This is a genomic window from Arthrobacter sp. 7Tela_A1 (assembly GCF_049311065.1).
In the GTDB taxonomy this organism is placed as follows: Bacteria; Actinomycetota; Actinomycetes; order Actinomycetales; family Micrococcaceae; genus Arthrobacter_B.
Window position 1 is genome coordinate 58,942 of sequence record NZ_JAXIOO010000003.1, and the last position, 24,995, is coordinate 83,936.

Annotated in this window: 26 protein-coding genes and 1 tRNA gene; 9 read left to right on the forward strand and 18 right to left on the reverse strand. The window is 65.1% G+C overall.

The annotated features are described in order from the left end of the window. Positions 1-39 precede the first annotated feature (39 nt). The 3 genes from TVB01_RS01965 to TVB01_RS01975 form a co-directional block, all read right to left on the reverse strand. Positions 40-780 (reverse strand): hypothetical protein, encoded by a 741-nt coding sequence (locus tag TVB01_RS01965; RefSeq protein ID WP_422453691.1) that lies wholly within the window; start codon positions 778-780, stop codon positions 40-42. Beyond that, positions 777-1,463: a hypothetical protein gene (locus TVB01_RS01970; RefSeq protein ID WP_422453693.1), complete on the reverse strand. Its 687-nt coding sequence runs from the start codon at positions 1,461-1,463 to the stop codon at positions 777-779. The genes TVB01_RS01965 and TVB01_RS01970 overlap by 4 nt, the downstream gene beginning before the upstream one ends. 195 nt (positions 1,464-1,658) lie before the next feature. Next, positions 1,659-2,249 carry a hypothetical protein gene (locus TVB01_RS01975; RefSeq protein ID WP_422453694.1) on the reverse strand — a complete coding sequence of 197 codons (591 nt, stop codon included), beginning with the start codon at positions 2,247-2,249 and terminating at the stop codon, positions 1,659-1,661. A gap of 164 nt (positions 2,250-2,413) precedes the next feature. On the opposite strand from TVB01_RS01975, the gene TVB01_RS01980 reads away from it, so the two are divergent. Together TVB01_RS01980 and TVB01_RS01985 are read left to right on the forward strand one after the other, a co-directional pair. Beyond that, a complete protein-coding gene (locus TVB01_RS01980; protein ID WP_422453696.1) occupies positions 2,414-3,502 on the forward strand; it encodes an iron-containing redox enzyme family protein in 1,089 nt (362 codons plus the stop codon). Beyond that, entirely contained in the window at positions 3,499-3,786 is a 288-nt protein-coding gene (locus TVB01_RS01985; protein WP_422453697.1) for a CDGSH iron-sulfur domain-containing protein, read from the forward strand. Before TVB01_RS01980 ends, TVB01_RS01985 begins: the two co-directional genes overlap by 4 nt. An 85-nt stretch (positions 3,787-3,871) precedes the next feature. Here the strand turns inward: TVB01_RS01985 and TVB01_RS01990 are convergent. Continuing rightward, positions 3,872-3,944, reverse strand: a tRNA-Lys gene (locus tag TVB01_RS01990). Between the two features lie 172 nt (positions 3,945-4,116). On the opposite strand from TVB01_RS01990, the gene TVB01_RS01995 reads away from it, so the two are divergent. The 3 genes from TVB01_RS01995 (at position 4,117) to TVB01_RS02005 (ending at position 6,612) form a co-directional block, all read left to right on the forward strand. Continuing rightward, the gene (locus TVB01_RS01995; protein ID WP_227896539.1) at positions 4,117-4,761 is read left to right on the forward strand and encodes a hypothetical protein; all 645 of its coding nucleotides are present in this window, start codon (positions 4,117-4,119) and stop codon (positions 4,759-4,761) included. Positions 4,762-4,983: 222 nt separating this feature from the next. Then, a complete protein-coding gene (locus TVB01_RS02000) occupies positions 4,984-5,601 on the forward strand; it encodes a DUF47 domain-containing protein (protein WP_422453699.1) in 618 nt (205 codons plus the stop codon). Further along, a complete protein-coding gene (locus TVB01_RS02005) occupies positions 5,602-6,612 on the forward strand; it encodes an inorganic phosphate transporter (protein ID WP_422453700.1) in 1,011 nt (336 codons plus the stop codon). A 22-nt stretch (positions 6,613-6,634) separates the two neighbouring features. Here the strand turns inward: TVB01_RS02005 and pstB are convergent, their stop codons facing one another. The 4 genes from pstB to pstS all read right to left on the reverse strand — a co-directional run bounded on the left by pstB (position 6,635) and on the right by pstS (position 10,817). Further along, positions 6,635-7,414, reverse strand: a complete 780-nt coding sequence (gene pstB / locus TVB01_RS02010) for a phosphate ABC transporter ATP-binding protein PstB (RefSeq protein ID WP_227896536.1) — start codon at positions 7,412-7,414, stop codon at positions 6,635-6,637. A gap of 78 nt (positions 7,415-7,492) precedes the next feature. Further along, positions 7,493-8,590 (reverse strand): phosphate ABC transporter permease PstA, encoded by a 1,098-nt coding sequence (gene pstA, locus TVB01_RS02015; RefSeq protein ID WP_422453835.1) that lies wholly within the window; start codon positions 8,588-8,590, stop codon positions 7,493-7,495. Between the two features lie 2 nt (positions 8,591-8,592). Continuing rightward, the gene (gene pstC / locus TVB01_RS02020) at positions 8,593-9,561 is read right to left on the reverse strand and encodes a phosphate ABC transporter permease subunit PstC (RefSeq protein WP_422453702.1); all 969 of its coding nucleotides are present in this window, start codon (positions 9,559-9,561) and stop codon (positions 8,593-8,595) included. A gap of 128 nt (positions 9,562-9,689) precedes the next feature. Next, on the reverse strand, positions 9,690-10,817 hold the full coding sequence (pstS, locus tag TVB01_RS02025; RefSeq protein WP_422453704.1) for a phosphate ABC transporter substrate-binding protein PstS: 1,128 nt from the start codon (positions 10,815-10,817) through the stop codon (positions 9,690-9,692). 283 nt (positions 10,818-11,100) lie between these two features. On the opposite strand from pstS, the gene TVB01_RS02030 reads away from it, so the two are divergent. The 3 genes from TVB01_RS02030 (at position 11,101) to disA (ending at position 14,888) form a co-directional block, all read left to right on the forward strand. Next, positions 11,101-12,231 (forward strand): FUSC family protein, encoded by a 1,131-nt coding sequence (locus tag TVB01_RS02030; RefSeq protein WP_422453706.1) that lies wholly within the window; start codon positions 11,101-11,103, stop codon positions 12,229-12,231. 62 nt (positions 12,232-12,293) lie between these two features. Continuing rightward, positions 12,294-13,661, forward strand: a complete 1,368-nt coding sequence (gene radA / locus TVB01_RS02035; RefSeq protein ID WP_422453707.1) for a DNA repair protein RadA — start codon at positions 12,294-12,296, stop codon at positions 13,659-13,661. 150 nt (positions 13,662-13,811) lie between these two features. Continuing rightward, positions 13,812-14,888, forward strand: coding sequence for a DNA integrity scanning diadenylate cyclase DisA (disA, locus tag TVB01_RS02040; RefSeq protein WP_422453708.1), 1,077 nt, complete (start codon positions 13,812-13,814; stop codon positions 14,886-14,888). A 20-nt stretch (positions 14,889-14,908) separates the two neighbouring features. Here disA and TVB01_RS02045 read toward each other — a convergent pair whose 3' ends face one another. Beyond that, positions 14,909-15,634: a hypothetical protein gene (locus tag TVB01_RS02045; protein WP_422453709.1), complete on the reverse strand. Its 726-nt coding sequence runs from the start codon at positions 15,632-15,634 to the stop codon at positions 14,909-14,911. A gap of 87 nt (positions 15,635-15,721) precedes the next feature. On the opposite strand from TVB01_RS02045, the gene TVB01_RS02050 reads away from it, so the two are divergent. Next, the gene (locus TVB01_RS02050) at positions 15,722-16,666 is read left to right on the forward strand and encodes an A/G-specific adenine glycosylase (RefSeq protein ID WP_422453711.1); all 945 of its coding nucleotides are present in this window, start codon (positions 15,722-15,724) and stop codon (positions 16,664-16,666) included. A 12-nt stretch (positions 16,667-16,678) separates the two neighbouring features. On the opposite strand, the gene dhaM is transcribed toward TVB01_RS02050, so the two are convergent. The 9 genes from dhaM to lysS all read right to left on the reverse strand — a co-directional run bounded on the left by dhaM (position 16,679) and on the right by lysS (position 24,920). Then, entirely contained in the window at positions 16,679-17,401 is a 723-nt protein-coding gene (gene dhaM, locus TVB01_RS02055) for a dihydroxyacetone kinase phosphoryl donor subunit DhaM (protein WP_422453713.1), read from the reverse strand. Then, the gene (gene dhaL / locus TVB01_RS02060; protein ID WP_422453714.1) at positions 17,398-18,039 is read right to left on the reverse strand and encodes a dihydroxyacetone kinase subunit DhaL; all 642 of its coding nucleotides are present in this window, start codon (positions 18,037-18,039) and stop codon (positions 17,398-17,400) included. Before dhaL ends, dhaM begins: the two co-directional genes overlap by 4 nt. 2 nt (positions 18,040-18,041) lie before the next feature. Continuing rightward, on the reverse strand, positions 18,042-19,043 hold the full coding sequence (dhaK, locus tag TVB01_RS02065) for a dihydroxyacetone kinase subunit DhaK (protein WP_422453716.1): 1,002 nt from the start codon (positions 19,041-19,043) through the stop codon (positions 18,042-18,044). Between the two features lie 232 nt (positions 19,044-19,275). Further along, complete coding sequence (locus TVB01_RS02070) at positions 19,276-19,479, reverse strand: CsbD family protein (protein ID WP_422453717.1); 204 nt, start codon at positions 19,477-19,479, stop codon at positions 19,276-19,278. A gap of 103 nt (positions 19,480-19,582) precedes the next feature. After that, positions 19,583-20,113 carry an amino-acid N-acetyltransferase gene (locus TVB01_RS02075; RefSeq protein ID WP_422453718.1) on the reverse strand — a complete coding sequence of 177 codons (531 nt, stop codon included), beginning with the start codon at positions 20,111-20,113 and terminating at the stop codon, positions 19,583-19,585. Positions 20,114-20,216: 103 nt separating this feature from the next. Continuing rightward, positions 20,217-22,739 carry an ATP-dependent Clp protease ATP-binding subunit gene (locus TVB01_RS02080; RefSeq protein WP_422453720.1) on the reverse strand — a complete coding sequence of 841 codons (2,523 nt, stop codon included), beginning with the start codon at positions 22,737-22,739 and terminating at the stop codon, positions 20,217-20,219. 94 nt (positions 22,740-22,833) lie between these two features. Next, positions 22,834-23,160 (reverse strand): histone-like nucleoid-structuring protein Lsr2, encoded by a 327-nt coding sequence (locus TVB01_RS02085; protein ID WP_227896521.1) that lies wholly within the window; start codon positions 23,158-23,160, stop codon positions 22,834-22,836. Positions 23,161-23,273: 113 nt separating this feature from the next. Continuing rightward, entirely contained in the window at positions 23,274-23,462 is a 189-nt protein-coding gene (locus tag TVB01_RS02090; protein ID WP_422453722.1) for a hypothetical protein, read from the reverse strand. 3 nt (positions 23,463-23,465) lie between these two features. Beyond that, complete coding sequence (gene lysS / locus TVB01_RS02095) at positions 23,466-24,920, reverse strand: lysine--tRNA ligase (RefSeq protein ID WP_422453837.1); 1,455 nt, start codon at positions 24,918-24,920, stop codon at positions 23,466-23,468. Positions 24,921-24,995: the final 75 nt, after the last annotated feature.

Genomic DNA, 24,995 nt, shown 5'->3' on the forward strand with positions numbered 1-24,995 from the left:
GGCATATGAGCATGAATATGTGAACAGAATTTGTGAAAATCAACTCACATTTCGGTAACTTTCAGCAAGCGGACTCGGCCGGGGCCGGAGCATCTGCCGGCGGTGTGACATCCACATGATGGCAAGACCCACGGTGACGAGGATGACCGCAGAAAAAGGCAGGAGCAGCATGAAGGCGCCGAGATCGGCGACGAGGGCAAAAGCCGTGAAGACCACGACGATGCCGAGCCCGGTACCCATGAGTCCCGCCCCGATCCGGTGCGGCAGGCGGTAGCGGGCATTGCGGGATACGGCGAGCGCCGGAGCACACACGCAAGCCGCGACGTAGGCCGGGTAGAGCCGGCCCAGCATGGCATAGACCTGCACGGAGACCTGCTCGTCATAGGCATACAGGCTTGTAGACGTGGCAGGCAGGTCACTGGCAACGAAGAATCCGACGGTCAGCGCAACGATGATACCCAGGACCACCAGTCCGATTGGCCCAATGATCAGCTTCTTCGCCCAGTCAGCATCAAAGGCTGCTGCTGCGCGCACGCCGAGGATGACGAAGACACCGTACAGCGCCATCCTCAGGAAGAGGTTGGCCACGTTGACGCCTCCCAGCAGCGGGTCAACAGCCGTATAGATTGCGGGCAGGCTCAATCCCACGGACACGGATATCAGCACCATGCACGCGAACATCATGCGATTGCGCCCCCGGATTGCATCCGGCAGGCGGAAAAGTGCGAAGAGGGAACTGATCCCAAAAGCCGTCATCTGGACGGCTACCCCTGCGGTCATCCCAAGTTCTCCAAAAGTGCGTGGTCATATTTTTCGTCTTGTTCGCGTTTCCGCAGAACTTTTGCAAGCGCATCCAGCCGGTCCCGCGCAAGGGTGACCAGTTCGACGTCGGACAGACCCGCGACAGCCTGCTCCCTGGCCCCCTCGGCCCAGCCGCCTTCTTCAGGCAACAGCACACCGGTGACAACCAGTCCGCTGGTGAGCGAAACGCCTGACAGGCGCGCCGCCTGGACTGCGACATCCGGCGACAGCCGTTCCGCGCTCAGCTGGGCAGAAATGTTCTGCGGGGCGATTCCCGTGGCGGCCGAGAGCCGCTGGCGCAGGTCCCCTGCATCGATGGCTTCGAACCACAGGCGCACCGAACCGGAGTACGGAAAAACACACGGTTCCAGCTGGGGGGTTGCTTCCGCCTCGGACGCAGCCCGCGACAGGAGGGTTCGCAGAATGCAGGGATAGGACACCTGGCTGATGAGCTCTGCATCGGTGGGCGCGCGGCGGCCTTCGGCCAGTCCCTCGAACTCGGGAAACGAAGACAGTGCGATAACCGGATCTTCGTGGAAGGCGCGCGCCACGCGCACCACGGTGTCTACCGACACCCTGCCGCGCACCAGCTGCTGCGCGAGGGTCGAGCGCTTGATTCCGGTCTTCCGGCAGAGGTCGCTCGTAGATTCCCCTGGCGCCACAGAGGTACGCCAATTCTGGAATGCCTTAGCGGCAACCCCCATTGCATCCCCCTGATTGGATTCTTCGAACAGGCATCAGTATACTGTGATGACTGGCTCCCCCCTCTGCGTTCCCCCCATATGCAGAGGCGGGAGCCAGCTCCAATTAACCGGGGCTTGCCGCCCGCCCGGGTTCCTACGCTGAACTTCCCGACGCTAACCGGCCCGCCGGCGGGCGGCAGCGCGCGCCTCTTCCCAGGCGTCCTCGAGCTGATCTACGGCGGAAGCGCAGAGCTGCAGCGCACCGTCACTCCCGGGCTCTGACTCAGCCGCCGCCTGCGCAGCCTCTGCCGCGGCGGCCGCCCGGGCAAGCCTGCTGGTCTCGGCTTCCCGCACATCCGAGATCCCCGGATACTCGCTGCCCTTCCAGGGATCGAGTTCGTAGGAGCTCCAGTCCAGCAGTACAGCCTGACGCCGCTGCGCCAGCGCTTCGATCCGGCTTTTCCACAGTTTCCTGCGGCGGGCGTCCAGCCTTCGCATATGTCTGCGCCGCAGCCACAACCATCCGGCTGCTGAGCCCGCCAGCACGGCCAGCCCGGTGACGGCGGCGGCACCCGAACCTGAGACCCCCGCCCACGCCACGGCGGCGACGGCAGTGAGCACACCCGTGAGGCCAACCCAGAAGAGCCGCTCACCGTCACCCCTCCGCAGTGCCGAATCCATGGCGGGAACACCGAAGAGGACGGCCGCGGCAGCCAGCAGGAGGGCGGGGAGGGCGGCCAGGAAGCCGTTATCCATGCCTGGCATCGGCGAAGTACTCCCTTCATGGTGCTGAATGGACGGGCTGAGCGGGCTGCGGACTGCGCGGCGGACAGCGCCGCAAAATACCAAGTATGCTGATAGACGATGTTTTCGGAACTCTGCTTCGTGAAAATCAAGCATTGCATGACGCCTCACACCTAAGGAACTACATGTTGGTACCTGCTCCGCGGGGAGAGCTCACCTCCGCACTCTTGGATGCCCTTCAGGCCGGCCCGGAGACTTCTCCGGACACGTACCGGAGGCTGGAGGCGACCACCCGTGACGTCCTCGCCGCGGCCGGGGACATCCTTCGGCACGACGATGTGCAGCTGGCATTGTTCTGCCTCTATGAACTCCACTACAGCGGCCTGGACGGCGTTGATCCGGACATGGAATGGCAGCCGGAGCTGATCAGGGTGCGGCGCTTGCTCGAAGCGGCCTTCGAGGCGGCCCTGCGTGAGGCAGTGCGCGTACCCGCCCTGCCCGCGCCCGAGGCAGAGCAGGTTGCCCAGGCCCTGTTCGCCATGGCCGCGGATGATGACGGACCAGGCGTTTCCCGGTTCATCGCCCGGCACGCGACCGAGGATCAGCTCCGGGAGTTCCTGGTTTTGCGCTCTGTCTACCAGCTGCGGGAAGCGGATCCCCACAGCTGGGCCATTCCCCGTCTGGCGGTTGGGCGGGCCAAGGCTGCGCTGGTGGAAATCCAGGCCGATGAATACGGCGGCGGCCGGCCGGAGCGGATGCATTCCCTGCTGTTCGCCCGCACCATGGAAGGCTTGGGACTGGATACGCGCTACGGCTACTACCTGGACCGCGTTTCCGCCCTGGTCCTGGCCTCGTCAAACGCCATGTCCCTCTTCGGCCTGAACCGGCGCCTGCGCGGCTCGATCGCCGGGCATCTGGCCGCTTTCGAGATGACCTCTTCAATTCCCAACTCGTTCTACGCCCGGGGATTCAAGCGTGCGGGCTACGGGGAGGACGTCACGTTCTACTTCGATGAGCACGTCGAAGCAGATGCTGTCCATGAGCAGATTGCCGCCCGGGACCTGGCCGGTGGACTTGCCGAAGCGGAGCCCGAACTCCTGGCGGACATCATTTTCGGCGCCTCGACCGTGCTGACGCTGGACGCCCTGCAGGGAGCGGAGCAGCTTGCCGCCTGGACCGAGGGCCGCTCGGCCCTGCGGGAGCTCCCGGGGCAAGCGTCCGGAGCCGCAGCAGCCCTCGCGGCCGATGCCGCCGCCGTCGGGGTCCCGGCGTGAGCGCCGCGCCGTCCAGCCCGGCCGCGACCATCAAAAGCACTGGAATCAGGGTCGTGGCAGTCGGCGGGGACAGCGCAGACCCGGCCGCCGTGAGCCTGACATCCTGCCCCGGAGGGCCGCTGCTGGTACGCGGAGACTTCGAGGTGCAGGCCGACGACGGAACGGTCATTCCGAAGAACCGGGAAACCGTGGCCTTGTGCCGCTGCACCGGGTCCAAGATCAAGCCGTGGTGCGACGGCACCCATAAGCTCCTCAAGCGCCCGGCGGCAGAGACTGAGGCATAGCGCGCGCGGTGGACAAACGGAGGACAAAGCAAGAAGCACCCCGGTTCAGGTGAACCGGGGTGCTTCTTCGCCGTTCGGCGCAGGGTGGGCCCTGTGGGGCTCGAACCCACGACCCACGGATTAAAAGTCCGATGCTCTACCAACTGAGCTAAAGGCCCCCCGCCAACTGGCCGCGAAATGCTCCCGGCGCGTCGACTTTTCCACTTTATCGCACGGCTAACGAATCGTGGAATCCCCCGCACTCCAAGCAGGGCCAGGGTCCGGCGGGCGGCATTTCCGCTTGCCGGAAGCCGCCTCGATTCCCGGTTCCTGCGGGAGTATTCTCAAAACATGACTGAGTCGAATGCATCAGTTCCCCGTCACCACAAGCCAAAGCTCTACGCGCCCATGGACTTCGCCAATCACCCCGGCGGCGCAGATCCGGCCCGCGTTTCGGAAGCTGCCCATCTGGCCGCCCAGGCACTGGTCCACCATGGCAGGCAGAGCGATGATCCGGAGGTCACAAGGCGCCTGGTCGAGCTGGCTGACCAGCAAGGCCTGGAAGCCATTGCCGAGATTTGGGCCACGAGTCCGGCACGGTCGCTTCCGGGCGCGCTCTGGCGCCTGTACGCACTGAGGGCCGCGGTCCAGCAGAATCCGGAGCGGGTTGCGTCCTACTATGCGGCCGGCAAGGAAGCCGCGCAGGTGTCCAAGGTCGTGGCAGGCGTCGCCGAGCCCCTGGGCGCTGACGAAGTACGGGCCATGGCCGACACGATTCTCTCCGGTGCCTTCGAGGGAGATTTCGACGTCGCCCTGGAACGCTTCGCCGCTTTCTGCCGTGTTGTGGCCCTCGGTGAAACGCATCACGCGGACTCCACTGAGACGGCCAACAGCGAGCGCGCCACCGAGCTGACCCGCAACGCCCGGCAGCTGGTTTTGACTGCTGAGGACCTGGAACATTCTGCTGAGGCGTGGCGCCGCGGCGAGCTGGACTGACCAACGATCCGCTGCTCCGTGCCTGTGGATAGCGCAGTTGACATCGGAGACAGGGAGTAGAAAACTGAAACTGGTGTCGGACCGCGGAACCCCCGGGCTTCAACTTAGAGCCGCTTCGAGCGGCCTTCCGCCGAGAGGCGCTCCCGGTTCGGCACCGTTACTCTTTCCTCCATCGGATATTCTTACCGGTGTGACGACCCCCCAGCAGCTCAGGTCCACCCGATGAAGCTCCGCCTTTTCCCGCAGGAGAATGCAGGCCTGGACCTGCTGTCCCGGATGGCGTCGCAGGCAGTGCGCGGTACGGCCACCCTGTCCGAGGCACTTGGCGCCGAGCCGGCGGAGTTTCCCCGGCTGGCCGAGGAGCTGCACGCGCTGGAAGCGGAGACAACCGAGCTCCATTTCGCACTCATGACGCAGATGCGGACCAGCTTCATTAATCCCCTCCCCCGCGAAGACCTGTACGACCTTTCCCTGATTCTGCTGGCAGCAATGGAGCGGCTCGACAGCGCGGCGGAGATCATATCGCTCTACAAACTCACGAACATCTCCCGCAGGGCAGCCGAACAGCTCGAAGTCGTCGGCCGCCAGTCGGAGCTGACCGTTGCCGCCATGCGGACCCTCGCCTCGCTGGAGGACCTCGAGGACTACTGGATCGAGATGCTGCGCCTGAGCAAGCGCGTGGAACGCACCCACCGCATGTGGCTGGCGGAGCTCGCCCACGACCACAAAGCCCTGTCCTACATCCGCCACCGGGACCTAGCAGACCAGCTCGCGGCAGCGTCGAAGGAACTCCGCCGTGTGGGTACCTACGTGGGCAATATCCTGGTGCGGGAATCGTAGGTGACCACCGTCCTGCTCGTCGCCGTGATCGCCTTTGCGGGCTGCTACGCCTTCATCAACGGCTTCCACGACGTCTCCAACTCCGTTGCAGCCGCGGTCCGGACCCGGGCACTAACCCCGGGCACCGCCGTCGTCTCGGCGAGCATCTTCAATCTCCTGGGCGCGCTGATGAGTACCGCCCTGGCCTTGGTCCTGGCCGACCTGTTCATCAAGCTCCCCGCCGGCAGCAGTGGCCTGGGGATCCTCATAGCCGGCCTGGCAGCGGCCTGTGCGTGGGGTTTATGGACGTGGCTGCGCAGAATGCCCTCATCCTCTACCCACGCCCTTATAGGCGGCATTGTGGGTTCCGGAGCGGCATCAACGCTCATTGGCGGGCAGAGCATCTCCGAGTCATTCCGGGTGCTCTGGGACCAGATCGCGCTGCCCCTGCTGCTCTCCCCCGTGATTGCCTTTGTCCTGGCCTATCTGTTGGTGTATCCCGTGATGTGGCTGATGCGGTACAGCTCGCTGCGCCGGGGGGACGCCGGCAACCGGATTGCGCAGTCCGTGCTGTCCGCAGCGTTTTCACTGGGTCACGGCATGCAGGACGGGCAGCGGACCATGGCCGTGATTGTCCTGGGGCTGGTGGCTGCCGGCTACTCGACCGGCGGCGAAATCCCCTGGGGCGTGCAGCTGTTCGCCGGAGGCGCCCTTGCTGCGGGCGCACTGTTCGGTGGATGGCGGATCACCCATACCCTCGGCTACCGGCTGGTGCGCATTGATCCGCTGCGCGGCATGAGCGCCCAGGCCGTGGCCACGGGGATGCTCTTCCTGGGCGGACTGTGGCTGCACATTCCGCTCTCCAGCACCCAGACCATGACGTCCGCCGTTGTCGGTGCGGGAGCCAACCGCCGCTTTGCCGCGGTGCGCTTCATCCCGCTTCGCGAGATCCTGATCACCTGGCTGATCACTGCACCGGCCGCGGCCCTGCTGGGCGGAATCTTCTTCCTGGCGCTCAGTCCGCTCCTCTGAGGCCCGCCTCAAAAGCTCCGGATTACCCGAAGCGGCCCGAGACGTAATCCTCCGTGGCCTTCACTGACGGGTTGTTGAAGATCACCGTGGTGTCGTCGTACTCAATGAGTTTGCCGGGCTTGCCGGTGCCGGCGATGTTGAAGAACGCCGTCTTGTCCGAGACGCGTGCGGCCTGCTGCATGTTGTGCGTGACGATCACGACCGTGTAGTCGCTCTTGAGCTCCTCGATGAGGTCCTCGATGGCCAGCGTCGAGATGGGGTCCAGGGCCGAGCACGGCTCATCCATCAGGATCACCTCGGGTGAGACCGCAATGGCACGGGCAATGCACAGGCGCTGCTGCTGGCCGCCGGAGAGGCCCGAGCCGGGCTTGTTCAGCCGGTCCTTGACCTCGCGCCACAGGTTCGCGCCGGTGAGGGACTTCTCCACCAAATCATCGGCGTCGGACTTGGAGATCCGCTTGTTGTTCAGCTTCACGCCGGCCAGCACATTGTCGCGGATGGACATGGTGGGGAACGGATTCGGGCGCTGGAACACCATGCCGATGTGGCTTCGGACCGTCACGGGATCGACGCCGGGGCCGTAGAGGTTTTCGCCGTCGAGGAGGACTTCACCCTCGACGCGGGCACCGGGAAGGACTTCATGCATCCGGTTCAGCGTGCGCAGGAAGGTGGACTTGCCGCAGCCGGACGGACCGATGAATGCCGTCACCGAGCGCGGTTCCATCTTGATGCTGACGTCTTCGACGGCCAGGAAGTCGCCGTAGTAGACGTTGAGGCCCTTGACGTCGATTCGCTTGGACATGTGTTTCCTTCTGTTCTGTTCCGGTGGACATCCGTACGGATGTCCGGTGCCGCAGCAGCGGCCGGGTCGGTCTGGAGGTCAGCGGCCGGTCTTCGGCGCGAAGATTCGCGCGACCAGCCGTGCGGCGAGGTTCAGCAGCATGACCATCACGATCAGCAGCAGGGCGGCGGCCCAGGCACGCTGGGTACTCGGGTCGGTGTTCGTCGGTGAGGTCGGGCTCATCAGCTGCCGGTAGATGAAGGTCGGAAGGCTGGCCATCCATCCGGCAAACACGTTGAGGTTGATGGTGTTCACAAAGCCGGCCGTCACCAGCAGCGGTGCGGTCTCGCCAATAACGCGGGCTATCGCCAGGGTCACACCGGAGGCAATGCCGGAGATCGCAGTGGGCACCACGACCTTGAGGATGGTCCGCCATTTGCGCACACCCAGAGCGTAGGCGGCCTCGCGCAGTTCGTTCGGGACGATCTTGAGCATTTCTTCCGTCGAGCGCACCACCACGGGGATCATCAGGACGGACAGCGCGACGGCGGCGACGAAGCCGGTGCGGGTGCCGGGCCCGAACAGCAGGCCAAAGAAGGCGGCCGCGAACAGGCCCGCGACGATCGAGGGGATGCCGGTCATAACGTCGACAAAGAACGTGATGGCACGGGCAAGGGGTCCGCCCTTGCTGTACTCGACAAGGTAGACAGCGGTGAGCAGGCCGATCGGCACGGAGATGACCGTCGCCCACAGCGTGATCAGCAGGGTGCCCATGATCGCGTGGTAGGCACCGCCCAGGACCGGTCCCCCGGTCTCCACGGTGTTGTTGTCCACGGTGCCGGTCATGCCGCCCATGGAAGTAAACAGGAAGTCCGGGCTCAGGCCGGGGATCCCGCGCACCAGCACGGTGAAGATGACCGAGACCAGCGGGACCAGCGCCAGGATGAAGGCGCCGTAGATCAGGTTCGTGGCGAAGCGGTCCACAGCCCGTCGGCTGCCTTCCACGACGCGGGTGAGGATCGTTCCGGCAGCCACGAAAAGGACGGCGGAGAAGATCGCGAACGATGCGATGTGGAAGCCAAGGAGGGCGGAAAGCGCAGCACCCAGGATGACCGAGGCGGCCAGGACGGCCCACATGGCATAGCCCGGCAGCTGGTTCTTGGTCAGTGATGACGAGCGGGTCAAAGTGGTGTCAATCATCAGTTGGCTCCCGAGAATTCTTTGTGGCGGCTGATGATCCAGCGGGCAATGACGTTCACGATCAGCGTGATCACGAAGAGGACCAGGCCGGCGGCGATCAGCTCAGAGAGGCGCAGGCCGTACGCCTCGGGGAAGTTCAGTGCGATTTCCGCGGCGATCGTCTGGTTGCCTGGCCGGATCAGGCTGGCGATGAGGCCGCCGGAGGACAGCACCAGGGCCACGGCCATGGTCTCGCCGAGGGCGCGGCCCAGCCCCAGCATCACGGCGCTGATAATGCCCGGACGCGCGAAGGGGAAGACGGACATGCGGATCATTTCCCAGCGGGTGGCTCCCATGGCCAGGGCAGCTTCCTCATGGAGCTTGGGCGTCTGCAGGAAGATCTCCCGGCTCAGCGAGGTGATGATTGGCAGGACCATGACTGCGAGGACAATGCCCGCGGTGAGCATGGTCTTGCCGGTCTGGCTCGCGGGTCCGGCGAAGAGGGGGAACCAGCCTGCATTATCGGCAAGCCAGTTGTACGGGCCCACGAGTGCGGGCGCCAGCACGGTCATGCCCCACGCTCCGTAGACCACTGACGGAATGGCGGCCAGCAGGTCCACGACGTAGCCCAGGGTTTGGGCGAGCCTGCGCGGCGCATAGTGGGAGATAAAGAGGGCGACGCCGATTCCCACGGGTGTTGCAATCAGCAGTGCGATGGTGGCGGCAATGACCGTGCCGATCACCAGCGGGAAGATGTAGGCCAGGAAACCCGACCCGCCGGAGATGTCGGATGAGGATGCGGTGAAGGTGGGGAGTGCCTGCCACAGCAGGAACGCTGCGACGGCGAACAGGACAGTCAGGATGAGGCATCCTGCCAGGAGCGTGATGCCGGAGAAGACTTTGTCCCCCGCGCGCCCGGCACCGCCGGTGCCCTGTATTGACTTGCTTGACACTGCACAACCCTTCGAACTTTGTTGGCACTTTTGCATTACGTTGTGGACAAGACACCGCACTCGCCAGTTTTCACTGTCCATCGATGAGATTCAAGCTGGGCCCGGACCGGGCGAATGCCCCGCGCTGCGCCCGCGGCGCGGCGCGGGGACTTGTCCTTCAGCTCTTAGTTTGGGGAAGCAACCTTTATGGAATCGAGTGCTTTCGAAGCCTGTTCCTGCAGGTTAGCGGACATCGGGGCATTGCCTGCGGCGCCGGCCGCGGCTGCCTGGCCGTCAGGGCTGACCACGTAGTGGCCAAAAGCCTTCACCAAGTCCACAGTTTCCTGGTCCTCATACGCGGTGCAGTAGAGGTGGTAGGAGACCAACACCACAGGGTAGGCGCCGGATTCAGTGGTGTCCCGGGCAAGCTCCATGGCCATGTCCAGTTCCGGACGCGCCTCTCCCTCCACCGGTGTCGACGCGTCCACGGCCTTCGCCGCCGCATCGGCGGTGTAGGCAACGTAGTCATCGCCCACCTTCACGGCTACCGTACCCATGGTTCCGACGGCGGAGGCGTCCGCGTAGGTAATGGCCCCTTCGGTAGAGCTGGCTGCGGATACGACGCCGCTGGTGCCCTGGGCGTTTTCCTGGCCGCTGAGCCCGGCCGGCCATTCGCCGTCGGGCTCATCGGTCCAGACCGACGGAGCCGCGGCCGCCAGGAATTCGGTGAAGTTCTCCGTGGTTCCCGACTCGTCCGAGCGGTGAATCACCGTGATGGCGGTGGCGGGCAGTTCCGTGCCCTCGTTCTGGCCGGCGATGGCTGGATCGTTCCACGCGTTGATCTCGCCGCGGAAAATCCCGGCGATGGTGTCAGCGTCGAGGTTCAGTTCCTCCACGGCCTCCAGGTTGAACGCGATGGCGATGGGGGAAATGTAGGCGGGAATGTGGAGCGCACCGTCTGGACCGCAGACTTCCAGGGACGATTCGGCTTCCTCGTCCGAGAGGTAGGCGTCCGTTCCCGCGAACTGCGCTCCTCCTGCCAGCAGGGCTTCGCGGCCGGCTCCGGAGCCGTCCGGTGAGTACTGGACCGAGGCGGCGGGGTTGGCAGCATTGAACCCCGCAATCCAGGCATCCATGGCAGCAGCCTGCGAACTGGCTCCGGCCCCGGTCAGCGTTCCGGAGACGGTCGAAGCGGAGGCTGTTGCGTCTGTGCCGGCTGCAGCGCCGGTGGCATTGTCGGAGCCGCAGGCAGCCAGGGCCAGTGCAGTTGCCGAAAGAACGGCCGCAGTGCGGCCCAAACTCCATACCTTCACGTTGATGTTCCCTTTCAAGGGTGTGGTGGCATTTCTGGCGCGAAGAGCGCCGGGGGACCGTGTTCCTGGGCGGCTTTCCCCGTCCCGCAACTGAGCGTGCCCGTCCAAAGTGAACAAAAAGTGAACTGGGCCCAAGCACTGGGGGAATTCCGTCAGCACCCGCGAATATCCGCTTGTGCGCGGACGGTCCGGAAGTAAGCGGACCTGGGTCCAGCGGACGGCCTGCCGGCCATACCGGCCCGCCGGGTCGGCAGCATCGGCGGCGCCGCCCTAGACTAATCCCATGCCAGCCCGTGACCGTATCGCCGCCAGCCGCGGGTTCCTGCGGGACCGGTTCCGGGTAGGGGTGAAGCGCAGCGGAGCGTCGGTCATCCCCGCACTGCAGATGACTATCTGCGCGGTGGGTGCCTATGCCTTTGCTGAATATGTCCTCGGCCACGAAGGTCCGCTGTTCGCGGCGACCGCAGCCCTGATCTCGCTGGGCTTTTCCCGGGAACCCCGGACCCGCCGGGTGCTGGAGGTCGGAATCGGCTGCACGCTGGGCATCACCATCGGCGAGGTGCTGCTCCACGTCCTGGGCACCGGTCTCTGGCAAGCCGCGATCGTGCTGTTTGTTTCCCTGATGCTGGCCCGTTTCCTGGACCGCGGAGTCATTTTTACTACCCAGCTGGGACTGCAGTCCCTGCTCGTGGTGCTGCTTCCGGCGCCCGACGGCGGTGTCTTCACCCGCAGCATCGACGCAGTGGTGGGCGGCATCTTCGCCCTGATTGTCACCATGCTGGCGCCGCGCGACCCGCGGCGCGAACCAAAATCCAACATCCGGGAGCTGCTGAGCGAACTCTCCGCCGTGCTGCGCCAGACCGCCGACGCACTGGTCCGCAGCGACTCGACCCTGGCCTGGCATGCATTGGTCCGGGCCAGGAACACCCAGCCGCAGCTGGACCTGCTGGCCCGCAGTATCCGCGACGCCCGCGAAGTCGCGAGGATTTCGCCGGCCTACCGGCGGTACCTCGCCGAGCTGGGCGATCTGCGCGGATCCGTCAGCTACCTGGACCTGGCGATCCGCAACAGCCGGGTCTTCGCCCGCCGGACCACCTCCGTCATTAACCACGCAGCGCTTTCGGATTCCGCCCTGGAGAAAGTCTCCGAAGTCATCAATGACACAGCGGACGCCGTCGATGTGCTGGCCCGCGCCCTGGGCGGCGGGGAATCCGCAGCAATGCGCGAACGCCATCTGCGCCAGGCCCGCAACGAACTTGCCGCCGTCGCCTCCCGGCTGCACCCCGCGCACCTGGAGGTCACCGATCTCTACGGCGATGCCCTGGTGATGCTCTTCCGGCCGCTGGTGGTCGATCTCCTCGAAGCCACCGGCCTGCCGCACGAAGAAGCAGTCAGTTACCTTTCCGAGGTCTAACCTGCCGGCGGCATGCGGCCTGCGTGGCCGCCGGTGTCAGTGCCGCCGGATAGCCTGTTGGCATGGCCACCAAGACTTCCCGGGCAAAAACTGCCAACTACCGTTGCACCGAATGCGGCTGGACCGCCGTGAAATGGGTGGGCCGGTGCGGTGAGTGCCAGGCCTGGGGAACAGTGGAAGAAGCCGGGGAAGTCCTGGCCCGGACTACGCCGGCGGCAACAGTCGCCCGCCCGGCGCAGCGGATCGCCGACGTCGACGCCACCACTGCCGCCTACCAGCCCACGGGGGTGGGAGAGCTGGACCGCGTGCTGGGCGGCGGCCTCGTCCCCGGCGCCGTCATCCTGCTGGCAGGGGAACCGGGTGTCGGCAAGTCCACACTGCTGCTGGATGTCGCCGCACGGGTAGCCGGGCAGGGCAAGGACGTTCTCTACGTCACCGGCGAAGAATCCACCGCGCAGGTCAAGCTGCGTGCTGAACGGATTGGCGCCGTGTCCCAGACCCTTTATCTCAGCGCCGAGACCGACCTGGGCCAGGCGCTCGGACAGGTCGAACAGGTCAAGCCTGCCCTGCTGATCGTGGATTCGGTGCAGACGCTGAGCAGCTCCGCGGTGGACGGCAGTGCCGGCGGCGTCAGCCAGGTCCGCGAGGTCGCGGCGTCGCTCATCAACGCGGCCAAGACCAGGAACATGACCACCCTGCTGGTCGGCCACGTCACCAAGGACGGTTCCATCGCCGGCCCCCGGCTGCTGGAACACCTGGTGGATGTGGTCTGCCAGTTCGACGGCGACCGCCACTCACGCCTCCGGCTGGTCCGCGCGGTGAAGAACCGCTACGGCCCGACGGATGAGGTGGGCTGCTTCGATCTCACCGAAGACGGCATCGAAGGACTGGCAGACCCGTCCGGACTGTTCGTTTCGCGCACCAAGGAACCAGTGTCCGGAACCTGCATCACGGTCACCCTGGAAGGGCGGCGTCCGCTCGTTGCCGAGGTCCAGGCCCTGCTGGCTGAAACCGGAAACGCCCAGGCCCGCCGGGCCACGAGCGGCCTGGACTCGGCCCGCGTGGCCATGCTCCTTGCCGTGCTGCAGCAGCGCGCCTCCATGAACCTCGCCAAGGACGACAGCTACGTGGCCACCGTTGGCGGCGTGAAGCTGTCCGAACCGGCGACCGACCTCGCCGTCGCCCTGGCTGTTGCATCAGCCAAGATGAACAAGCCGCTTCCTGCCCGGCTCATCGCTTTCGGGGAGGTTGGCCTGGCCGGGGAGGTCCGTCCGATTCCCGGCATAGCCCGCAGGGTGCAGGAAGCCGAACGGCTGGGGTTCAGCCATGCCGTGGTTCCGGCTTCACCCAACGGTCCGGGCCAGGTTCCGGCCGGCTTCAAGGTTCGTGAGGTCACTACGCTCTCCGAGGCCCTGGAACTGCTCTTCTAGGGCGCGCCGGTTCCGCCAGTGACCGATTTCGCTGTCATACTGCGGGAACAATGAGGCCAATGTGGCCCGTTGTCGCATTACTATGGTGAAGTGTCTGCGCACCCCACGCCCAGAACGCCCGTGGGCCGGACTGGCCGGAAGGAAGTGACGATGGCACGCAGCCCTGAGGATGCACTAAAAGCCACTCTGGCCAGAGTGGCGCCCGGAACCGCCCTCCGCGACGGTTTGGAGCGGATCCTCCGCGGCCGGACCGGCGCGCTGATTGTCCTTGGCTTCGACCGCACTGTGGACTCCATCTGCTCCGGCGGCTTCGACATCGGCATTGAGTTCTCCTCCACCCGTCTGCGTGAGCTGGCCAAGATGGACGGTGCGATCGTCTGTGACCGGGACGGGGCAAACATCCTGCGCGCCGCTGTGCAGCTGGTGCCGGACCACACCATTGAGACGCACGAGTCCGGAACCCGCCACCGCACGGCAGAACGCGTCGCCATCCAGACCGGCTTCCCTGTGATTTCGGTCAGCCAGTCGATGCAGATCATCCAGCTCTACGTCGGGGGCCTGCGCCACGTCCTGGAGGGTTCAGAACCCGTCCTGGCGCGCGCCAACCAGGCCCTGGCCACCCTGGAGCGCTACCGCACCCGCCTGGACCAGGTGACCAACTCCCTCTCCGCACTGGAGATTGAGGCGATGGTGACTGTACGCGACGTCGCCGTCACCCTCCAGCGCCAGGAAATGGTGCGCCGGATCTCCGAGGAGATCTCGCAGTACGTGCTTGAACTGGGAGTCGACGGGCGCCTGCTCTCCCTCCAGCTCGAAGAGCTCACCACCGGCCTGGGCCCCGGAAGCGAAATGATTGTCCGCGACTACGCCGATATCAGCAGCACTCCGGGCAATGTGGATGAGCAGGTCGCAACGCTGCAGAACCTCAGCTCTTCCGACATGGTGGACCTGGGCAAGATCGCTGCCGTAGTTGGTTTCCAGCCCGGCCAGGACTCCCTCGAAGCAGTGGTCCAGCCCCGCGGCTACCGCCTCCTGAGCAACATCAAGAGCGTTCCGCCAGCTGTCTCGAACCGCTTAGTGGACCACTTCAGCGGCCTGCAGAACCTCATGGCCGCCAACATCGAGGATCTGATGCAGGTTGACGGCATCGGCGAACAGCGGGCCCGGACCGTGCGCGAAGGACTTTCCCGGATAGCGGAGACCAGCCTGCTCGACCGGTTTATGTAATCCCGCCGGCGCGCCGGCCCTCAATCCAGCTGGAAGACAGCTTTCTCGCTGGTTTTCCCGCCCAGGCTCGCCGTGAACACGTACCACCCGGGGTTGGGGTTGCTGGCTACGGCCGTGCAGCCGGGAGCCGAACGCAGCCGTTCCCACGTGAAGTTGGCTGTCTCGGTGGCACCCGCAGCGAACTCCTTCACCAGGTCTTCGCCGCCGTCCTGGCAGTCCACCGAGGAGAAGATGCGGTCCGAACCGCTGGTAACCGTGAACTCCATTTGCGTGGTGCCCACATTGATCTCGCAGGGCTCCGGACCCGTATTCGTCACTTTGAGGCTCAGTACCGGATTCACCCCGGCGGCATAGACCTGCGCGTCAGTGGCTGCTTCAACCTTGACCGCCGAGTCCGGACAGGCGGGATCCGCGTCGGCCTCGTCTTCGGCAGGTGCCTCCGGCTCTTCCGCGGCCTTGCCGCCGTCGTCCTCCGAAGCTGACGGCGAAGCACTCGGCGCGGACTGGAAAGGTTCCGCGGCATCCGCGTTGTTGGGACCGGCGAGGGCCCCCGCGAGCGCTGTGGCTGCCCAGGCGCCGCCCGCTACGACGAGCAGCAGGGCAAGGAGGAGCACCAGGCGCCGCCTGCGGTAGACAGCCTTGCTGGGACGCGCAGGCGTACGGGAGCCGCTGCCGCCGCGCGGCTTGGCCTTCGCGCCGGCAGTGCCTCCACGGCCCGGCTTGCCCTGGGGCTTTTTTCCCGCCATGTGTTAAGGCTAGGGAGGCGGCGGCGGATTACTGCGCACACCACGCCGGTCAGTAGAGTATTGGTGGTCAGACAGAGGGAGCAGCGGATGGAACCGGAGCACAAACGGCAGCTCCATGCCCGCATCAACGGCTGGTTCGCCGAAAATGCCCGCGACCTTCCCTGGCGCGACCCGGAGTGCAGCCCATGGGGCATCCTGGTCAGCGAGGTCATGCTCCAGCAGACGCCCGTAGGGCGTGTCCTGCCGGTGTGGCGGGAGTGGATGGAGCGCTGGCCCGAGCCTTCCTCCCTAGCGGCTGAACCCAGCGGCGAGGCTGTCCGCGCGTGGGGGCGGCTGGGATATCCGCGCCGGGCGCTGCGCCTTCATGCAGCCGCCACGGCGATCACGGAAACACACGGCGGCAAGGTCCCGGATACCCATGCCGCCCTGCTCACCCTTCCCGGCGTCGGGGACTACACCGCCGCCGCCGTCGCGTCCTTCGCGTTTGGACGCCGGGAAACCGTAGTGGATACGAATATCCGCCGTGTCCATGCCCGGCTGGTCACCGGCAACGCCCTTCCTTCCCCGTCCCTGACAGCTGCGGAAATGCGGCTCGCCGTCTCGCTGCTTCCCGACGACGGCGCTGAAGCTGTCGCCTGGAACGCGTCGGTGATGGAGCTGGGAGCCATGGTCTGCACCGCCCGCACTCCCCGCTGCGAAGAGTGCCCCGTGCTGAGTAACTGCGCCTGGGTGCATGCCGGACGTCCGGAGCCGCATTACGTCCCCAAAGGCCAGGCGTGGCACGGGACCGACCGCCAGGTAAGAGGCGCCATCATGGCGGTCCTGCGGCATGCAGAGGGTCCGGTGCGGCGCGAACTGCTGCTCACCGGGCCGGTGGATCTGGAAGCTCCCGCCGCAGATTCCTCCTTGAGCCCGCTGGGGGCACTGCATGCGCTTTCCGCGCCGCAGGAACAGCTGGAACGCGCCCTGGCAGGTTTGCTGCGCGACGGATTGGCAGAGCTTTCTGACGCGGGTATCCGGCTGCCGGCGTAGGGGTCCGGCTTCCTAAATCTCACCGAACCCGTTGCGGACCTCAAGTCCGAGCATCTCGATGGCCCGCTCGGCGTCCGGACCATGCGCCGAAACCGTCAGGGTGTCGCCCGCTTTCAGCCCCAGCGTCATCAGCATCATCACGGATTTACCGTCGACGCCGTTGATGGTGATCTCCGCGTCCAGGTCCGCCATTGCCTGCGCCACGGCCGCTGCCGGCCGTGCATGCAGGCCCATCGGGTTGATCAGTTCCCAGGAGGCTTCCTGCACCCCGGTGTCGTCCTGGTCTATGTCGTCCAGCGTGCCGGCAGGCGCCTGGCCGCTGTCCTGCGGCGGGGTGGCCGCGGCCCCGGCCATGGAGGCCGCGGTGGCCTCGGCATCCCGGATCACCGTTTCCAGCGTCTGACCGGTCTGGGCAGCCACTGCCGCCGCCACCGCGCCTTCGACCAGCGGAGCGTCAGCCAGGCGCACTCTCTCCGCCTGCTCGGGATCCAGGAACTCCAGGGCCATTTCCGTGGTCATGACCGCAGACCCCAGGTCCGCCAGGATGGCTGCTCCTGCTCCGCCGTCGGCCCGGGCTATGCCTGCCGTAATCTTCTCCAGGCTGGTGCCAATCCCGCCGTCATCCGTTCCGCCCGCCGCAATGATGGCCACGTCCGGCGCCATCTGTCCGGCAAGGTCGCAGACGCCCTCAGCGAGCTTCTCACTGTGGGAGACGATGACCAGCCCTACCTTCATGCCTGCTCCCCCGCCGCGCGCGCAGCAGCTTCGAGGATGAGCGCCGTCGAGGCGGCACCGGGATCAAGGTGCCCGGCGCTGCGCTCACCGAGATAGCTGGCCCGGCCCTTCCGGGCGATGAGCGGTTCGGTGCCGGCCAGTCCCGCCTCGGCCGCGTTGGCGGCTGCCTCCAGAGCCTCCGGACCGCTGGCCTCTGCTGAGGCGGCGGTCTGCGCAGCTTCCACCGCCGGCGAAAAAGCGTCCACCATGGTCTTGTCCCCGGGCTCGGCCTTTCCCCGGCTCACGATGCCGTCGCGCGCCGCTGCAAGGAAAGCTGCGACGTCGTCGGCGGTCAGGGTGTCCTTCCCGGCCACGGCCGCAGCTCCGCGCAGGAATGCCGTGCCGTAGAGGGGCCCGGCAGCGCCGCCCACTTTGGACATGAGCGTCATGGCGGCGGTCTTGAAGACGTCCGCCGGCGTGGCCGGCACCCCGTCAGCGTCGAGCTTCTCGACGATGGCACTGAAGCCCCGGTCCATGTTCTCGCCGTGGTCGGCGTCGCCGATCGCCCGGTCCAGGTCGATCAGCCGCTGCCGGTTGTCCGAGAGGGACACGGCCGCGTCCCGCATCCATGCTGCAGCCCACTGGGCATCGAGTTCCATTCCTACGCTCCCCACCGCAGGGCCGCGGTATGAACCGGTGAGTCCCACAGATCGATCATGTCGTCGTCGAGTTTCAGCACCGTCACCGACGCGCCCTGCATTTCCAGGGCCGTGATGTAGTTGCCCACCAGGGACCGCTCCACCTGGATGCCCCGGTCCGCCAGGACCTTGGCCGCATGTCGGTACACGATGTAGAGCTCACTCAGCGGGGTGCCGCCCATCCCGTTGACGAAGAGCAGCACGCGCTCCCCCGAGCCGGTACCGAGATCCGAGAGGACCGGTTCGAGCAGCTGGTCCGTGATGGCGTCAGCATCGGCCATCGGCATGCGGCGGCGGCCGGGCTCGCCGTGGATTCCGACCCCCAGTTCGATTTCGTCCTCTGCCAGTTCAAAGCTCGGCTCCCCGGCGTGCGGAACGGTGCAGGCACTCAGGGCAACTCCCATGGACCGAACGTTGGCGTTGACACGTTCGGCAATGGCCGCCACTGAATCCAGGGAGTCTCCGCGTTCGGCCGCTGCACCCGCAATGCGCTCCAGCAGCACCGTCCCGCCAACCCCCCGCCGTCCGGCGGTATAAAGCGAATCCTCCACGGCGACGTCGTCATTGACCACCACCGTGCGGACCTGGATGTCCTCCATCTGGGCCAGCTCCGCTGCCGTCTCGAAATTGAGGATGTCCCCGGTGTAGTTCTTAACGATCAGCAGGACGCCTGCACCGGAGTCTGTCCCCGTGATGGCGGGAAGGATCTGGTCCGGTGTCGGGGACGTGAAGACGGCCCCGGGCACGGCGCCGTCCAGCATGCCTTTGCCGACATACCCGGCGTGGAGCGGTTCATGGCCGCTGCCCCCGCCGGAAACCAGGGCAACTTTGCCGCGCACGGGAGCATCAGCGCGCAGGACGTAGGCCGGATCTGTGTGTACCTTCACGATGTCGCCGTGGGCCTGCGCGAAACCCTCAAGGGATTCAGCGACCACCGAGCGGGGATCATTGATGAGTTTCTTCATTGTCCGAACTCTCCTTTGCCCACAAAACGGGGTAAGACCGGGACCGGCATCCATGCCGGCCCACGCCCGCTGACTGAGAGCCACACTACCGCGCTGCAGGGACGCTGCACAGGCTTGGAAACTTCCCCCCGAACGCACTGAAGGAAGGGCGTTATGCCCTTCCTTCAGTGTTCCCCGGCCAGCAGCGACAACAGCGACCGGGAGCGTAATGCGGGAGGTTATCCCGAGCGGACTATTTGCCCTTGAAAGCATCCTTGACGTGTTCGCCGGCCTGCTTCATGTTTGCCTTGGTCTGGTCTCCCTGACCTTCAGCCTCCATTCCGCGGTCGCCGGTGACCTTGCCGAGGCCTTCCTTGACCTTGCCGCCGATTTCTTCGCCCTTGTTCTGCATCTTGTCGTCTGCGCCCATAAGAGGTACCCGCTTTCTGATCGGCAAGCCGCCATTCCTGGTAAGGAAACTACCGCCTGCATTTGTGATGCTAAGTATGCTTAGCTTAGCGGTTCCAGGGCAGGGCGGCCAGTTATCCCGTCCGGTTCTTCTATGCGCGAACAGTGCGGATCATGCGCGTGTTACCGAGGGTATTCGGCTTCACCCGGGCCAGGTCAAGGAATTCAGCCACGCCTTCGTCATGGGAGCGCAGGAGTTCCGAATACACCTCAGGATCCACCGCGGACTGGTTTTCCATCACGACAAAGCCGTGGCGCTTAAAGAAGTCAACTTCAAAGGTGAGGCAGAAAACCCGTGTGACCCCAATTTCCGCGGCGTCCAAAAGCAGCTGCTCAAGAAGGATGTGCCCGACCCCGCGCCCCCGCCAGTCGCGGTGCGTTGCCAGCGTCCGAACCTCGGCCAGATCCTCCCACATCACATGCAGGGCACCACAGCCCACCACGTTGCCTGCAGCGTCCTCCGCGATCCGGAATTCCTGGAGCCCCTCGTAGTACGCGACCGCCTCTTTCGCGACCAGCACCCGCTCCTCAGCCAGCGGCGCCACCAATTCGCGGATCTTCCCGACGTCGGAGGTGCGGGCGCGGCGGACGGTGACCTGTGCTGTCTGTGAGGTAAGCGTCATTGGTTCAGTCTAGGACTTCTGCTTCGGGCTCTTTTGCCGGCGGGCAGTGAGGAAGACACAAAAAAGCCCCCGGGAATCCCGGGGGCTTCTTCGCTTTAGTGCCTTAGTTTGCGGTGCCTGCGTCGCCCACACCGGCTTCAATTGCCGAGGGGGCTTCTTCGATGGCACGGGGCGCACCATGTCCGGTGAAGGTGAACGTTGCTTCGTCTCCCTCGCCTTCCACGTCGACCGAAACCAGTTCGCCGGGCTTCAGGTCACCAAAGAGGATCTTCTCCGAGAGCTGGTCCTCAATCTCGCGCTGCATGGTGCGGCGCAGCGGCCGGGCACCCATCGCCGGATCGTAGCCGCGCGTTGCGAGCAGGACCTTGGCTGCCGGGGTGAGCTCGATGCTCATGCCCTTTTCTGCCAGGCGCTTGCCCAGGCGCTCCAGGAACAGGTCCACGATCTGGACGATCTCTTCCTGGGTCAGCTGCGGGAACACGACGGTGTCATCAACACGGTTGAGGAACTCGGGGCGGAAGTGCTGGCGCAGCTCTTCCGTAACCCGGGCACGCATCCGGTCGTAGCCGGTCTTCGTGTCGGTGCCGGACTGGAAGCCGGTCATGACGCCCTTGGAGATGTCCTTGGTGCCAAGGTTGGTCGTCATGATGATGATGGTGTTCTTGAAGTCCACCACCCGGCCCTGCGAGTCGGTCAGGCGGCCGTCTTCCAGGATCTGCAGCAGCGAGTTGAAGAGATCGGCGTGGGCCTTCTCAACCTCGTCGAACAAGACCACGGAGAACGGACGGCGGCGTACCTTTTCGGTCAGCTGTCCGCCTTCTTCGTAGCCGACGTATCCGGGAGGTGCACCGAACAGTCGCGAGACCGTGTGCTTCTCGGAGTACTCGGACATATCCAGCGTGATGAGTGCTTCTTCGTCTCCGAAGAGGAACTCAGCCAGTGCCTTGGCCAGCTCGGTCTTACCGACGCCGGTGGGACCGGCGAAGATGAACGAGCCGCCCGGGCGCTTCGGATCCTTCAGGCCGGCACGCGTACGGCGCATGGCCTGCGAGATCGACTTGATGGCCTGGTCCTGGCCGATGACCCGCTTGTGCAGCTCATCTTCCATCTTGAGCAGCCGCGTGGATTCTTCTTCGTTCAGCTTCACCACGGGGATGCCGGTCGAGTTGGCGAGAACCTCTGCGATCAGTTCCTCGTCGACCTCGGCAATGTCATCCAGGCCGCCGGACTTCCACTGGCGTTCCTTCTCTGCACGCTGGTCCTGGAGCTTCTGCTCCTTGTCCCGCAGCGAGGCAGCGCCTTCGAAGTCCTGCGCGTCGATCGCGGATTCCTTCTCCATCTTCAGGGCGGAGATGCGCTCGTCGATTTCCTTCAGCTCCGGCGGAGCCGTCATACGGCGGATACGCAGCCGGGCGCCGGCCTCATCGATCAGGTCGATGGCCTTGTCCGGCAGGAAGCGGTCACTGATGTAGCGTTCGGCGAGGGTCGCTGCCGAAGCCAGTGCGGCATCCGTGATGGAGACGCGGTGGTGGGCTTCGTAGCGGTCCCGCAGGCCCTTGAGGATTTCGATCGCGTGGGCAACAGATGGCTCGTTGACCTGGATCGGCTGGAAGCGGCGCTCAAGCGCTGCATCCTTCTCGATGTGCTTGCGGTACTCGTCGAGCGTGGTGGCACCAATGGTCTGCAGCTCACCGCGGGCCAGCATCGGCTTCAGGATCGAGGCTGCGTCGATGGCGCCTTCTGCGGCACCTGCGCCCACCAGGGTGTGGATCTCATCGATGAAGAGGATGATGTCGCCGCGGGTGCGGATTTCCTTGAGGACCTTCTTCAGGCGTTCCTCGAAGTCACCGCGGTAACGGGAGCCGGCCACCAGTGAACCGAGGTCCAGGGTGTAGAGCTGCTTGTCCTTGATGGTCTCAGGGACATCGCCGCGGACGATCGACTGCGCGAGGCCTTCGACGACGGCCGTCTTGCCGACGCCCGGCTCGCCGATCAGGACGGGGTTGTTCTTGGTGCGGCGCGAAAGCACCTGCATTACCCGTTCCATCTCGTGCTCGCGCCCGATGACCGGGTCAAGCTTTCCTTCACGCGCTGCCTGGGTGAGGTTCCGTCCGAACTGGTCCAGGACCACTGAACCCGCCGGCTGGCCTTCGGCCTGCTGGCCGCCGGCCGAGACCGGTTCCTTGCCCTGGTAGCCGGAGAGCAGCTGGATGACCTGCTGGCGGACGCGGTTCAGGTCGGCGCCAAGCTTGACGAGGACCTGCGCCGCAACGCCTTCGCCTTCACGGATGAGGCCGAGCAGGATGTGCTCGGTGCCAATGTAGTTGTGCCCAAGCTGCAGGGCTTCCCGCAGCGAGAGCTCAAGGACCTTCTTGGCCCGCGGGGTGAAGGGGATGTGGCCGGACGGAGCCTGCTGGCCCTGGCCGATGATCTCCTGCACCTGTTCGCGGACAGCACCCAGGGAGATACTCAGGGATTCAAGGGCCTTAGCGGCTACGCCTTCGCCCTCATGAATGAGCCCAAGCAGGATGTGCTCGGTCCCGATGTAGTTGTGGTTGAGCATGCGTGCCTCTTCTTGGGCAAGCACGACAACGCGACGGGCACGGTCGGTAAATCTTTCAAACATGAGGCACACTCCTAGCTAACGCGTAATTCGATGCTACGGCGCACGGCCCGGGTTAAGGGCCGTGTTCGCCATGGGCGTGACCTCTTGGGGGCAGTTAGCCCTGGGCTGCGCGGTAAGCCTCGATGATCTCGCTGTTGACGCGGCCCCGCTCCGAAACGGTGTAGCCGTTGCTGCGGGCCCATTCGCGGATCTGCGCAGCTTCGTTGCTCCGTGATGCGCCGGTGCCGCGGGGACGGCCGGTGCGTCCTCCGGTCTTGCGTCCGGCATCCACATAAGGCTTCAACGCCGCCCGCAGGTTCTTCGCATTGTCAGTTGAGAGGTCAATCTCGTACTGTGACCCATCCAGGCCGAAACGCACGGTTTCATCCGCACTTCCACCGTCAACATCATCAACCAGAATGATTTTTACCTTTTGCGCCATGTCAGGCTCCTATGCAGTACAAGCGGCGAATGTCGTTAAAATAACGGGACCGCTTTCGAGTATGACGCAATTGGCAATGACTCGTCAAAGCAGGGGAGGTAATTTTTTTACTTTTATTGTTTATCTGCTCCGCCGGCAGCATCATTCTTGGGTTCCGCTGCCAACTTGGCCCGTTCGGCCTCGCGTTCCGCTTCGGCGAGTGCTTTTCTCTCGGAACGGTCGGCGTTCAGTACTGCCTTCATGACGAAATAAAAGAGAGCTGCAACACAAATAGACGGCAGCAGGACTTCGACGTATTCCATCTTCTAACCCATTTCCGGCTTGAGCAGGGGAAACAGAATTGTTTCCCTGATTCCTGCGTTCGTGAAAAGCATCACCAAGCGGTCGATGCCCAGGCCGATGCCGCCCATGGGCGGAGCGCCGTACTCCAGCGCACGGAGAAAGTCCTCGTCCAGTGCCATGGCCTCATCATCCCCGGCAGCGGCACGGCGTGACTGTTCAGTCAGGCGCTCACGCTGGATGACCGGGTCGATCAGCTCGGAGAAGGCAGTTCCCCGCTCCATACCTCCGATGATCAAGTCCCAGGCTTCGATCAGGCGGGGATCCTCCCGGTGCGGGCGGGCCAGCGGCTGAGCCGAGGGAGGATAGTCGTACACAAAAGTCGGCTGCAGCAGTGTGGGCTCGACGATTTCACCAAAGAGCTCGATGACCAGCTTCTCGGCGTCCCACTTGGGATCGACCTTCACGCCGCGCTCTTCGGCGATGCGGCGCAGGGCCGCTGCGTCGGTGTCCGGAGTGATCTCCTCCCCCACGGCCTCGGACAGGCCGGGGTAGACGGAGAGCCAGCGCCACTCACCATCCAGGTCGATCACGCCTTCGGCAGTCTCGATCTGCCGGCTTCCGGCGGCATCCGCGGCGTTAAGGATGATCTCCTTGATCCGGTCCGCCATCACGTACTGGTCGGCGTAGGCCTCGTAGCACTCCAGGGTCGTGAACTCGGGGCTGTGCGTGGAATCGACGCCTTCGTTGCGGAAGATCCGGCCCAGCTCGTAAACGCGCTCGATGCCGCCGACTACGGCGCGCTTGAGGTAAAGCTCGGTGGCGATGCGCAGGGTCATCGGCTGATCGAACGCGTTGAGGTGCGTTTCAAACGGCCTCGCGGCGGCGCCGCCGTGGATGAGCTGGAGCATCGGGGTTTCGACCTCGACGTAGCCGTGGTCATGCAGCGTGTCGCGGACGGCACGGATGATCGCTGCCCGCTTGTAGACCATGTCCCGGGCTTCGTCCCGGACCATCAGGTCCACGTACCGCTGGCGGACACGGGTTTCCTCGTTCAGGCCGGCGTGCAGCACCGGGAGCGGCCGGAGGGCCTTGGAGGCCATGGACCAGGAGTCCGCCATCACAGACAGCTCACCGCGGCGGGAAGAAATCACTTCGCCGTGGATGAAGACATGGTCTCCGAGGTCCACGGTGGCTTTCCAGTCAGCCAGGGCTTCTTCGCCGATCGAGGCCAGCGAGAGCATGGCCTGCAGGCGCGTGCCGTCGCCTTCCTGAAGGGTGGCGAAGCACAGTTTTCCGGTGTTGCGGATGAACACCACACGGCCGGAGACACCGACGGTTTCGCCGCTGGCCTCGTCTGCCTGCAGGTGCCCGAACTTTTCCCGGACCTCGCGCAGCGAGTGCGTGCGTGCGACTCCTACGGGATAGGCTTCGTCACCGCGCTCGAGCAGCTTGGCGCGCTTTTCAGCGCGGATGCGCATCTGCTCGGAGGTGTCTGCTGCTTCGGGAACGGGATTAGAGGAGGTCACGGTCCTTAAGTCTACCCAGCCGTGCAC

What these genes read in the sequence shown, in the direction of transcription:
- TVB01_RS01965 (WP_422453691.1), bottom strand. Translation starts at nt 780, where the DNA reads ATGACCGCAGGGGTAGCCGTCCAGATGACGGCTTTTGGGATCAGTTCC.
- TVB01_RS01975 (WP_422453694.1), bottom strand. Translation starts at nt 2,249, where the DNA reads ATGCCAGGCATGGATAACGGCTTCCTGGCCGCCCTCCCCGCCCTCCTG.
- TVB01_RS01980 (WP_422453696.1), top strand. Translation starts at nt 2,414, where the DNA reads ATGTTGGTACCTGCTCCGCGGGGAGAGCTCACCTCCGCACTCTTGGAT.
- TVB01_RS01995 (WP_227896539.1), top strand. Translation starts at nt 4,117, where the DNA reads ATGACTGAGTCGAATGCATCAGTTCCCCGTCACCACAAGCCAAAGCTC.
- TVB01_RS02000 (WP_422453699.1), top strand. Translation starts at nt 4,984, where the DNA reads ATGAAGCTCCGCCTTTTCCCGCAGGAGAATGCAGGCCTGGACCTGCTG.
- pstB (WP_227896536.1), bottom strand. Translation starts at nt 7,414, where the DNA reads ATGTCCAAGCGAATCGACGTCAAGGGCCTCAACGTCTACTACGGCGAC.
- pstC (WP_422453702.1), bottom strand. Translation starts at nt 9,561, where the DNA reads ATGCAAAAGTGCCAACAAAGTTCGAAGGGTTGTGCAGTGTCAAGCAAG.
- TVB01_RS02030 (WP_422453706.1), top strand. Translation starts at nt 11,101, where the DNA reads ATGCCAGCCCGTGACCGTATCGCCGCCAGCCGCGGGTTCCTGCGGGAC.
- radA (WP_422453707.1), top strand. Translation starts at nt 12,294, where the DNA reads ATGGCCACCAAGACTTCCCGGGCAAAAACTGCCAACTACCGTTGCACC.
- disA (WP_422453708.1), top strand. Translation starts at nt 13,812, where the DNA reads ATGGCACGCAGCCCTGAGGATGCACTAAAAGCCACTCTGGCCAGAGTG.
- TVB01_RS02045 (WP_422453709.1), bottom strand. Translation starts at nt 15,634, where the DNA reads ATGGCGGGAAAAAAGCCCCAGGGCAAGCCGGGCCGTGGAGGCACTGCC.
- TVB01_RS02050 (WP_422453711.1), top strand. Translation starts at nt 15,722, where the DNA reads ATGGAACCGGAGCACAAACGGCAGCTCCATGCCCGCATCAACGGCTGG.
- dhaM (WP_422453713.1), bottom strand. Translation starts at nt 17,401, where the DNA reads ATGAAGGTAGGGCTGGTCATCGTCTCCCACAGTGAGAAGCTCGCTGAG.
- dhaL (WP_422453714.1), bottom strand. Translation starts at nt 18,039, where the DNA reads ATGGAACTCGATGCCCAGTGGGCTGCAGCATGGATGCGGGACGCGGCC.
- dhaK (WP_422453716.1), bottom strand. Translation starts at nt 19,043, where the DNA reads ATGAAGAAACTCATCAATGATCCCCGCTCGGTGGTCGCTGAATCCCTT.
- TVB01_RS02075 (WP_422453718.1), bottom strand. Translation starts at nt 20,113, where the DNA reads ATGACGCTTACCTCACAGACAGCACAGGTCACCGTCCGCCGCGCCCGC.
- TVB01_RS02080 (WP_422453720.1), bottom strand. Translation starts at nt 22,739, where the DNA reads ATGTTTGAAAGATTTACCGACCGTGCCCGTCGCGTTGTCGTGCTTGCC.
- TVB01_RS02085 (WP_227896521.1), bottom strand. Translation starts at nt 23,160, where the DNA reads ATGGCGCAAAAGGTAAAAATCATTCTGGTTGATGATGTTGACGGTGGA.
- TVB01_RS02090 (WP_422453722.1), bottom strand. Translation starts at nt 23,462, where the DNA reads ATGGAATACGTCGAAGTCCTGCTGCCGTCTATTTGTGTTGCAGCTCTC.
- lysS (WP_422453837.1), bottom strand. Translation starts at nt 24,920, where the DNA reads ATGCGCATCCGCGCTGAAAAGCGCGCCAAGCTGCTCGAGCGCGGTGAC.